Annotated in this window: 4 protein-coding genes; all 4 read right to left on the bottom strand. The window is 38.8% G+C overall.

Annotation, left to right across the window (positions count from 1 at the left end; translation table 11 throughout):
• Positions 1 to 189: 189 nt before the first annotated feature.
• Entirely contained in the window at positions 190 to 8,883 is an 8,694-nt protein-coding gene (locus tag MM239_RS19770; RefSeq protein ID WP_241350057.1) for a GH36-type glycosyl hydrolase domain-containing protein, read from the bottom strand.
• Between the two features lie 194 nt (positions 8,884 to 9,077).
• On the bottom strand, positions 9,078 to 9,719 hold the full coding sequence (locus MM239_RS19765; RefSeq protein ID WP_189580293.1) for a porin family protein: 642 nt from the start codon (positions 9,717 to 9,719) through the stop codon (positions 9,078 to 9,080).
• A gap of 2 nt (positions 9,720 to 9,721) precedes the next feature.
• Positions 9,722 to 10,180: a hypothetical protein gene (locus MM239_RS19760; RefSeq protein ID WP_241350056.1), complete on the bottom strand. Its 459-nt coding sequence runs from the start codon at positions 10,178 to 10,180 to the stop codon at positions 9,722 to 9,724.
• A gap of 303 nt (positions 10,181 to 10,483) precedes the next feature.
• Positions 10,484 to 11,047, bottom strand: a complete 564-nt coding sequence (locus MM239_RS19755) for a helix-turn-helix domain-containing protein (protein WP_241350055.1) — start codon at positions 11,045 to 11,047, stop codon at positions 10,484 to 10,486.
• Between the last annotated feature and the right edge of the window lie 496 nt (positions 11,048 to 11,543).

Below are 11,543 nucleotides of genomic sequence, written 5' to 3'. Positions count from 1 at the left end.
ATGATTTAGTCTACAAAACTCGGGAAGTTGAAAGACCAGGTAGAAAGCTACCCAGGCTCAAAAAGCCAAAAAAACCTCATTATATGAATTATAAACCAATTTAATCCTTAACTAAACGACATTGAATTAGTATTTATCAAATTCCTAAATCAGAACCGTTTACTCTAAGCACTGCAACTTAATTCCAAATTATAAAACGTGAATGATATTTAATCGAATATGATGCTGTTTTTTGTCTTTTTTAAGTTCAATTTCTGCCGGTGCCGAATCAAATCGCACCTCCTCTCCATCGACTGTTCCTGAAAGGAGTCCACTTTGTAGTTTGTAAGGATTCAAAATCCGTATGTGATATTGAGTAATATTATCGTCTAAGCGAAAGTCAACCGTATAGCCGTCCCATTTTTCTGATATGGAAGGATTTAGAAGAAATGAATTGCCCGTGACTTGTATCCCTAAAACAGATTCTAGTGCAACCCGGTACATCCATGCTGCAGAGCCAGTATACCAAGTCCAGCCCCCCTGTCCAGTTATATGACCTTCTCCGTAAACATCCGCAGCTACCACATAGGGCTCTACTTTGTAAGTATCTACCGCATCTTTGTCAAGTGCATGGTTGATAGGATTGATCATTTTGAGGTAATGAACTGCCTTTTCTCCCATTCCTAAGGTAGCAAATGCTTTGATTGCCCAAAGAGCTCCATGCGTATATTGTCCCCCATTTTCCCGTACACCTGGTATGTATCCTTTGATGTAACCAGGGTCTTTTGCAGTTTTATCAAATGGAGGGGTTAACAGTCTTATAATCTTTTTCTGTTCTGAAACCAGGTGGTGCTCCAAAGACTTGAGACTTTTTTCCCCTCTCTCCTGAGAGGCAGCTCCTGAAATGATGGACCAAGCCTGAGAGATCGCATCTATTTTGCATTCTTCATTTAGAGATGACCCAATGGTACTTCCGTCATCGTAAAATGCCCTTAAATACCAAGAACCATCCCACCCTTTGTTATTCAGATTTTTTTTCAATTGATTGGCAATCAGTGCGTACTTGTTTCCTCTCGAAGGATCATCCATGTTGTGACAATATTTTTTAAACTTTATAAGAATATCGTACAAAAAGAATCCTAGCCATATGCTTTCTCCCTGTCCTAGCTCTCCAACCCGATTCATGCCGTCATTCCAGTCCCCTCCACCGATGAGTGGCAGACCATTGATCCCAAATTTCAATGAAACATCAATAGCCTTGCAGCAATGTTCATACATGCTACCGTCTTGTTCCAGAGTATCAGGATGGAGATAGACCTCATGTTCGGTGGCTTCTAATGATCGTGCGTTTATATAGCTTGCGTTTTCATTTAAAATAGAATTATCTCCCGTTGAGCTGATATAAAAATCGAGCACGAAAGGAAGCCAAAGCCTGTCATCTGTTATTTTTGACCGAATTCCTCTCCCTGATGGTGGATGCCACCAATGGAGAACATCCCCTTCTAAAAATTGCTGCTTGGCATGAAGCAATAGCTGATTTCTACAAATACGAGTGTCCGCATATCGTGCTGCCATCGAATCTTGTAATTGATCTCTGAAGCCATATGCTCCTCCTGATTGATAAAAGCCTGTACGACCCCATATTCTACAAGATAAATTCTGGTACGTAAGCCAGCCATTGACAAGAATATCCAACGATTGATCAGGTGTGGAAATTCTTACCTTTCCACATGTATCCTTCCAAAATCTATGAATATCTTCAAGTGCTGCCTCCACTTGGCTGAGTGTAGAAAACCGTCGGATCATTTCTTTTGCTGCTTCATGGTCGCGTCCTTCTCCTTCCAAGAAAATAAGGGTGACGCTTTCGTTAGGAGCAAGCTCAAAATACGTTTGTAAGGCAGCGCAAGAGTCTCCACCTACAGGATTCTTGTTGTCAAGCCATCTTTCCGACTCCAAGGCGAGGGGTTTGTCCAAAGAGCGATTTCGACCAATGAATCCTTCACGATCGGTTGTAAATCTCCTTATTGCCCCATCCAATGGATTGATTAGTGCGGAAAAGACAATACGTCCAGCAAACTCATTATTGTAATTGTTACAAGCAAAAAGCATCGAGCCAAGGTCATCGACTTCCTGACTTACAAATCGGGAAGAAAGGGATGGATCCACACCTAATACCCTGTCTAGATATCTAAAAACAGAGAGTTTCTGTAGTGTTGATTTTGTGTTTTTTAAGGTTAATGTAGAAACCTTCAATCCTTGGTTTAAATGAACAAACTGACGTAAACGTTGCTGTAATCCGTTTACATCCACATAGAAGCTTGTAAATCCAAAACCATGTATCACTTGGTAAGTGCCTGCTGCAACAGGTCCTGGACAAGGTGACCAGTAATGCATCCGCTCCTCATCCCGTATATAAAAAGCCTCTGAATGACTGTCCATTATGGGGTCGTTGGACCAGGAGGTTAGTTTATTTTCCCGGCTGTTTTCGCTCCATGTGTATCCTGCACCACGCTCCGAAACAGTAAATCCAAAAGCAGGATTGGCAATAACATTGATCCATGGAGCAGGTGGCAAAAGTGGGACACCTGTAAAAGGATCTGTTGAGATAAAGATATGGTAGGCTGAGCCATCCTGTGAAAAACCTCCAAACCCATTAAAGAATCTTACCTCACTTTGCCACTTTTCAAGGATATTTTCGTCTACAATTTCCCATTCCCGAAAAGGGCGGTATTTGATGTTTGCATAATTAGAAAACCAAGATTCTGTTTCACTTTTTTGAAGTAGCTTTGCCAGATTAGGAAGTTGCTTATTCCATATCACGTGCGCAACACTCAGTAAAAGTTTAAAAGCTTCCGGCTGTATTTTATCTGCTTGATAAATGAATATTCCCCCTCTTTTATTGAATACTTCGCGTTCTAGAGAGGATTCTATTGCTATCTGAATCGCCTCTTGAATTTCGTCTATATATCCTGGTGCATGATCATTGATGATGAGCAATTCTGATTCAATTCCCCGCTTGCGCCAGAAAGTATGCGCTTTAAGGATGAGTTTAACTTGCTTAAGTTGATTAGCTTCATTGATTCGGAAAATGATCAAAGGAAAATCGCCAGAAATACCAAAAGGCCAAAGGTCCGCTTGTATTTTGCGATTAGAAAGCAATGTATGTGCATCGGTTCTAAAAGCAGGCACGCCAAATAAGAGATAAGAAGAGAGTTTATGGAATAAATGCGCCTGACTTGTCCGGAGCCCCATGTGATTGAGCTCTACCAATCCATAAATAGCGGCTAGGTCAAAGGCTCTATTTACGGCTAACTGGCTATCATAAATTGCTGCAATTTGTAAGGCTGTTTCACGGGAAGTAGCAAATCCTAGTCCGAAACTCAGATGTGCTTTTTCTCCTGGTTGAAGTATGATCTGCTTTCTCAAACTAACTATAGGGTCAGATACATTACCTTGTGTTCTTTGGAGCAAATAACCATCAGAAAGTGCTAATGGATTACTCAACGACCTACCTCTTCCAATAAAATTTGACCTTTCGGTTTCAAAGCCCACTGGCTTTACCACATGAATTTGATTGCTGCATGCGAACGTATGAATAAGATACATGGGAGATTCTTCCTTACTTCTGGATCTTCTTTTGGCTATGATTGCATGATTATCTTCCAAATATTCTGTTTCTATAAATAACTTCGAAAAAGCAGGATGGGTATTATGATGTGTCAATCCATTAAGCATCACTTCAGCATAACTGGTGATTTCCAGCACGCGTTTTCGATCGGAATAGTTGGTTAAGGTAAGTTTTCTAAGTTCAATTGGATGATCTGGGGAAACACATATTTCTGAAGTAGTTTCAATCCAATTATCCACCCGTGAACAAATAACCTTACCATTATGAAACCAAGTATCGTAGCGATCAGGTTTACATTTGACAGGTTGATGCATTGCAGACCAAAATTCCCCACTTTTTATATCTTTCACATAAAAAAACATGCCTAATGGGTCTACGGTTGGGTCTGTTTTCCAGCTATTTAGTATTATTCCGTGTGTCTTAGCAAAGCCTGTTCCGGCATGTGTAATCACTGTTGAAAAGCTACCGTTCGATAAGGTATGTAAGCGAGGAGGGCTGAGATCCAATTCCTTAATTCCGGCATGTTCTGCCACATACTGATCGGAAGATTTAGTGCTTGGTTCAAGTTCGGCATCGATAGGATGCGGTTCTTTGATCGGGGTCCCTTTGGGAATGCGCTCTTGCAGTAACAACTCGCAACTTTTGATACGAGGATCTGCATGAAAGCTTTTTCTTACAGACGCTTCATTAAGTACATTTTCCAAGGCGATCAAGCTCATACCATGGTGGTGAACCATGTAAGTTTTGACGACTTTATAAGCAGTCCCTTCTGTGAGATGCGATGTGGTATAGTCAATGGCATCATAAAACCCAAACATCCCCAAGCCACCAGCCACTTCGACTTCTTGTAGGTTTTTGATGGGATCGGAAATCTCAACCATCAAGGAAAGTATGCTGGCATAGGGAGCTACTACATACTCATCTGCAAGCCCGCGTTTTAATCCAAGCCCAGGCACACCAAACGTGCGGTATTGATAATGTAAGTCAATATTGAGAAAATAGTAGGCACTTTCAGAAGAACCCCAAGGAAATCCTCGGCTATGTCCATATTTTTTTTGCCATTGGATGACATTCCGGCACGTGTTATCCATCATAGTATCCTCAAATGATTTGAAAAAGAGAAGTGGCATTAAGTACTCAAACATGGTTCCTCCCCATGAAAGTAACATTTCATCTTCATGGATACGGGTAAGTCTCCTGCTTAATCTAAACCAATGCTCTACTGGAATATCTCCCTTGGCAATAGCAATATAGGAAGCAATGCGTGCCTCACTAGCCAATAAATCATAGGTGCTTTTGTCATATTGGGCAATATCCAAATTATACCCAATACTAAACAAGCCTCTTTCCTTTTGGTAGAGAAAAGAAAAATCCATGGAGTCAATCAAATCTTCTGCCATGAGAATAATTGCTCCCGCTTGCTCCTGCCAATGGTTTATAAGAACATTTGGACCACTTTCAGGTGAAGTTTCACTCCACTGCCTCCTCCATTCATCGCACGAATCCACATGAAAAGACAGTTGTTTTTCTTGGCTCAATACGCTTAACTCCGTCAAAGCATCATTTATGTGGATCAGGGGTCTTTTGAGCCAAAAAAGCACATGCTCAATCATCAGATCATCTGTCAACGTGACAGCTGACAATATATCATTGGCAGCAAGCTTTTCAGCATCTATTTTTATTTTCTCCAAAAACTCCAAACTAATCGAAGCCCCCTCCTCAATTTCTTGATCCAACTGACCAACCATCTCATGCACTAGTACTTGAATCTTTTCAAAAGCATGAGGCTTAAGTCCTTGAATGTTGTGTAAATTCAAGAGTATGGAATGAATAGAACTCAAGGTATCCTTTAACCCCCTGTGAAAGTTTTTATACATTCCTGGAGAAGTCATGATCTCTTTGACAGCCTCTTTCACAGTGATGAGACTGGCCGCTAGATTTCCTGAATCTACAGTGGATATATAGGAAGGTTGAAGAATCCGACCCGATCCAGTAGCATACCAATTAAAGAGATGACCTCGGTATTTTTCAAGCCTTACAATTGCTCGCATGGAATCTTCTTGTCTTTGCAAAAATGTCCCTAAGGTCATATAGCCCAAATGGTATGCTGTAGTCGTAGAGACGAGCGCCAGTCCAATATTGGTGGGGGATGTTCTGGATGTTTCGGAAAGCCGAGGATTTTCCTGATAGTTGTCAGGAGGAAGCCAACCATGTTTTTCATTTACGAAGCGCTCAAAATAGGCCCAGGTACGCCTTGCATATAATCGCAATTTGGAGCGATCACCATCTGAAAGCTCCACTTGTGGCTTTGGTAGCGGCAAACTGATATACCAAGCATAAAAGGGTGAACCAAACCACAAAACAAAAAAGGGAATCACTACCCATAGGTGTGCGGGATTGGTTACCAAAGCCATAAGTACGATTAAGACCCCTAAAAGCATGGGTAAAATCATCCACCGCATGTAGTCTACCAAGGATTGCTTCCGCATATGTTCTACTTGAGAAGCTGTGGACCATTCCAGAAGTAACTTTTTTGAAAAACTTAAACGGTACAAGGTCCGAATAATCGCATCCAACTGTACAAAAGCCTGATGAGGTGCAATGATGATGGTGGACATGGCCTGAATACGGTGCATGCGTAAGTTGCCCCAAACTTTAACCATGTGAAGTTTCCATCGCACCCGTGTAGGCCGATTGAGTAAGTCACTGGATAAGGTGATGTACGTAGGAAAGGCAATGATGCCAAAAGCAGCCACTACCCATATCCAATTGGCTCCTGGAAGCCAAAAGATACCTGCAAGGAAAAAAAGCAAAAGAAAAAAGAAGTTGAGCGACCTCCGAAGGTTGTCAAAAATCTTCCATTTCGATAATAAGTTGATTGGATTCTTTACAATACCCGACTCACTTGGAACACGCGAAAATAACCATGCCGCTATTTGCCAGTCACCTCTTGTCCAACGATGATTTCTTTTAGTAAAGGCACTGTAGGTACTGGGGTAATCGTCATACAGTTCGATGTCAGTAGCAAGGCCTGTCCGTACGTAGGCACTTTCAATAAGGTCGTGTGAGAGAATTCGATTTTCGGGAAACTGATGCATCATGACCTCATGAAACGCCTTGACATCGTAGATACCTTTTCCGGTAAAGCTTGCTTCTCCTGTAAGATCTTGGTAAATATCAGAAACCGCTGCTGAGTAGGGATCCAATCCTACATTACCAGAAAATATTTTTGAAAATCGGGTGTTTTTTTCAGACTCGGGAGAAAATGAAATCCGTGGCTGAATGATGGTATACCCTTTGGTAATCCGGCCTTTTTCTTTGTCATACCAAGCTCTGTTGAGTGGATGCGCGATGGTATTGACTAATTTTTTTGCCGTGCCCGGGGGTAATTTGGTATCGGCATCCAAGGTGATTACAAATTGAACTGGACAAATGGCTGTTGTTGCCAAAAAATCACCTACCACCACCGTATAAGAAGTTGGTGAGGATGGATTGTACAGGAGTTGATTAAACTCCTCGAGTTTCCCTCGTTTTCTTTCCCAACCCATCCAGACATTTTCGGATGGATTCCAAAGTCGCTCCCGATGCAACATAAAAAAGCGTTCCCCAAATCGCGAGGCATACTTTTTATTCAGTTGATGGATCGCATTGGTTGCCGCCTCAATAATATCGGCATCGCCTTTGGTATCCTTTTCTTGTGCATCCGTAAAATCCGAAAGTAGTACAAACTGAAGTCCGGGATCCGGGTTTCCTAAAAAGTGCACCTCTAAATTTTCAATTTGCCGTAAGGCATCTTGCACAGACACCAACATGGTAGGCATGACAACCATCGTTCTTGCAGCATCCGTGACATCCGTTTTGTCATTCATTTTCGGAAGCAGCCGTGGTGGTAAAAAAAAGGCAAAAAAACGATTGACAACAGAAACAGCTAAGTCAAAAGCCGGAAAACTAGCTACCAAAATTACGGCAATTGTGATCCCAATACCATGGCTGAGAGTGCCAGAAGCCAACCAAAGAATACTTAAAAATATAAGGGAAAAAGAAGCAATTAAAAACAAATACAGTGAAAAGTGTTTCTCAAATGCACGAATACTCCGCTCTCTGAGAGGGACTGAATAATCAGTCCTTTGGATGAGTTCCTTGTAACCCTCACCTAGAAAAAAAAAACCAATATGTCTTTTGATACAAGTTTTACCAAATATGTAATCATCACCATCGCTCGAGACAAGTGCCTCCTGCTCTTGAGCTAACTCCAATGCTTGTTGTGCAACCTGTATTTCAGAAAAACTAGAACGCCTGCTTACCTTTTCAATAACTTTTCTATAGCTATCTCTAGTTGGAAAATCCATGAAGTCATAATCTCCCGATGGATCATTTTTGAGAATATCATTAACTAGAGAGCAGTCTTCCACAAAATCAGACCAGTCCACTTCCAAAATCTGTCTTAAGGATAAAACTGCATTTTGAACGTTTACTTCCAGCCTTGATTCCTTTTGTGCTTCTTGCCGGATGGCATCCTCCAGCGTGATTTCATAATGGTTGATCTGATAGTTAAACCAACGCTTTTGTTCTTCAAAAAGAAGTCCATGTGATTGAAGATTGTTAAATAGCTCAATAAGTGTTGCAAGACCCGAACTTTTAGCATTATTTTTAAACCAAGCAGAAAGAGCCTGTGTATACATTCCAGGCTCCTCTAGATTCTCTTTTTGAACACTTGAAACAAATTTATCAACTTCTATTCTTAGTTTTTTTTGCTCTAAAATAGTTGCTGCCTTTTCCGATAAAATCTGAATAAGAAATAAACGAATCATAATTGGAATTGCCCATATCTCTCCTGTTTGAAGGGGTTCTTCATCCTGATAATTCTTGATGTAAATAGTTAAAACCTCTTTATCTAAAACATTATCTGTATGGGTTAGTAGATTAAGTACGATTTCATATACCCTAGGTAAACCAATGTGCTCTCCTCTTAAAATTAATGGGATGCTTTTATGATAGTTTTGAGGGAAGTCTATGCCGATTTGAATCATTTGCTCTTGAATGATATAAAAATTATCTAAGAGCCATTCAGAGGCAGAGGAGATTTCTTTTTCTGATTTAACAATAAAGGAAAGTGTCCTGTAGGTTTCAGTCAGGACTTCCTTGGATTTTGCTAGAATGGGCTTTAATGGCCTCAGCTTACTTGTACCTCTTGCTGTTTTATGTATTTTGGCCAAGCTGACAGCGCTCTCCCTAAGAACTATTGAGTTATAGGATACTTCAATCTGTTTTTTCATAGCCAATCTCTAGACAGTATTTTAGATTTATCGTTTAGCTCAAAAAATCTTCTTGTTAGAAATCGACCTTACCATGACCCTTTTTAGACTATAGGGACAACTGGTGCTAGACAACTATAAATTATGGCCTACAGGGTTTAGGTGCAGGCCAATTAAAAAAAATTGGATTACATTAATTTAAAAAAAGTTTCACCTTAGATTTTTAATCCAAAAGTTAATTGAAGCCATTGATTTTTATATCTCGGTACCGTTGTTGACCCATCTCTATGATTATTTAAAAAATCATATCCAAATCGACCTGAGACAACAAAACGGTTAATGCTCACATCCAAGCCGCCGACAAACCCGAGAATATTTTTTCTAGGATCAATTTTCCCGAATTCCTCTTCTTGTTCGGTACTGTTAGAACCAAAAGTATACTTATTATTCTCTTTGAATAAGTGTGAAAATTGGGGGCCAATTAACAAGGTAACATGTTGGACTGGCTTTATTTGTAGTTGAAGCGGAAGATCAATAAACGTTGAGGTCCTAGAAAAGGAATACTCAGTCCCTAATAAAGTTCCCTCTCCCTTAAATCCCTTTTGAGAAATGAGCAATTCTGGCTGGAATCCAAAATATTTACTTATTGGAATTCCTACAAAAACACCTCCTGCAAACCCAAACTTTGGTTCTGCCCTAAAATCCTGACCTTGTTCATCCCATACATTAGAACGATTCAGGCCAACTTTCAATCCTGCCGTAATCCTTTCTCTAGAGTCAAAATTAGATGATTGTGCTACTGACTCCAGTGCCAAACAAGTTGTGAATACTATGAGTACTAGAAATGATTTTTTCATAATTACTGGTAGCTTTTAGATATTGTAAATAAATTATTGATTGCGCTTTCTAATTCATCAAAGTCCCGATTTACTTCAGATTTAAAATTTCTCCATTCACTAAGGTGGGATTGGTCAAAAGCAGCGATTTTTTTTTGCAATGCTTTATTTCGGAAATCAAGTTGCCTGATTTTTGTGGCAAATTCTCCATTGGATGATTTTCTCTCTTCTATTATAACTTGTCTCAGCTCAGTTATGGATTGATTGTTTTTCTCTACCTTTAGCTGAGTTTGTTCGGTGAAACTTTTAAAATCGGTTAAAAAATCCCTTTTTTCAATAATTTGTGCGACTTTTGTATCTATTTCATCTTGCTTCAGCTTTTCTTTATCTTGTTCATTGGTTTGAACCGTGCCTGAGCAACTTACGGTCAATAGTGCAATAGAAAACCATAAGGACAACTTTTGAATTACAATCTTATTCATAACCTTTTATTTTCGTGCAGTAAAAATTATTACTGATTTCACAAAGGTCATCATTGATTTATTCTGATCTATTATAGAATTAATTAAAAAAGTTTCATTATTGTCTTAATTTTCAAAATATAGCTTTGAAAACTACGACAGAAAACTAAGTTTTATGATTGTCAGTATTCATTTCACAAGACACGCAAGTGATCATATTCATTAGCTTCCCATACATCTATTGACTGTAGACCGTTGCCATTGGTCGATTATACGCAATAGTCTGTATATTTTTTTACTCTGGTGTAATTGCGGATAATCGTATTAAATTTTTTCCAACTCTATCCGTTTTTTATGTTGTCTCAATTCTTTAAAGTAACTTGGTGTTAAGCCTGTCAGCTTTTTAAATTGAGTAGAAAGATGGGAAACACTATTATAATGCATCAAATAAGATATTTCCTTTATACTTAATTCATTGTAAAGAAGTAATTCTTTTACTCTTTCCACTTTATGATGAATCACAAATTGCTCAATTGTCATTCCTTTTACCTCAGAAAAAAGACTGGATAAATATTTATATTCTAGACCTATCTTCTCTTCGATCAAACAGGAAATATTTGTTTTTGGAATTTCCTCTGAGTAATGGATGCTTTCAATAATCAAATTCTTGATTTTTTCAATCAATTTGGATTTTTTGTCATCCATTAGTTCCAAACCCGATCTAAGTAAGGACGCTGCAAACTTCTCTTTATCTTGATTACTTATTTTTTCTAAAAAATCAACAACACCAAGTTCAATTTCAACTTTATTAATTCCAATATTTTTCAATTCTTCTCTAACAAGCATTTTGCATCTCAAGCTGACCATGTATTTTATGTAAAGTTTCATATTCAGGCTTTTTTTATAGTTGCTTTTATCTCTGAATTAAAATATTCTTGTAATTCATTTTACTTGTTTTGTGAAATTGCTACGAGATCACAATTCTTGGAATATCAAAGGGTCTTGTGAAAAAAGCAGATTCTAAAATTTTTCTAAGGGACTTGTGGTTTAAAAAATCAAGAGTAAACTTTCGGAAGTTACTCAATTTTTTTCATTATTCTTTATGAGTAGTCTTCTATATTTCAGGTTACATTTAAAAGTACTTAAGGCACAGCAAAGCGGGGAGCTCTTGGAAGTATATTAGAGACATTTACATTTGAAATCATTTTTCTCCGATGATTATAAATCTTTTTTTAGTTTATTCGCTCTGGAAAAAAGGAGACTGTTCATTTAAGTGTGTCTGCTAACTTTACAAAAGATGAACAAGAAAAAGAGAATTGAGGATATTTTAAATGATCCTGAGATGAGTGAACGTTTGAAAGAACGTCTTTACAGTAAAAAAGGG

The sequence above is a fragment of the Belliella filtrata genome (genome assembly GCF_022549775.1).
Taxonomy (GTDB): Bacteria; Bacteroidota; Bacteroidia; order Cytophagales; family Cyclobacteriaceae; genus Belliella; species Belliella filtrata.
The sequence above is the reverse complement of the archived record's forward strand: the minus strand, read 5'-3'. Positions and strand labels throughout refer to the sequence as shown.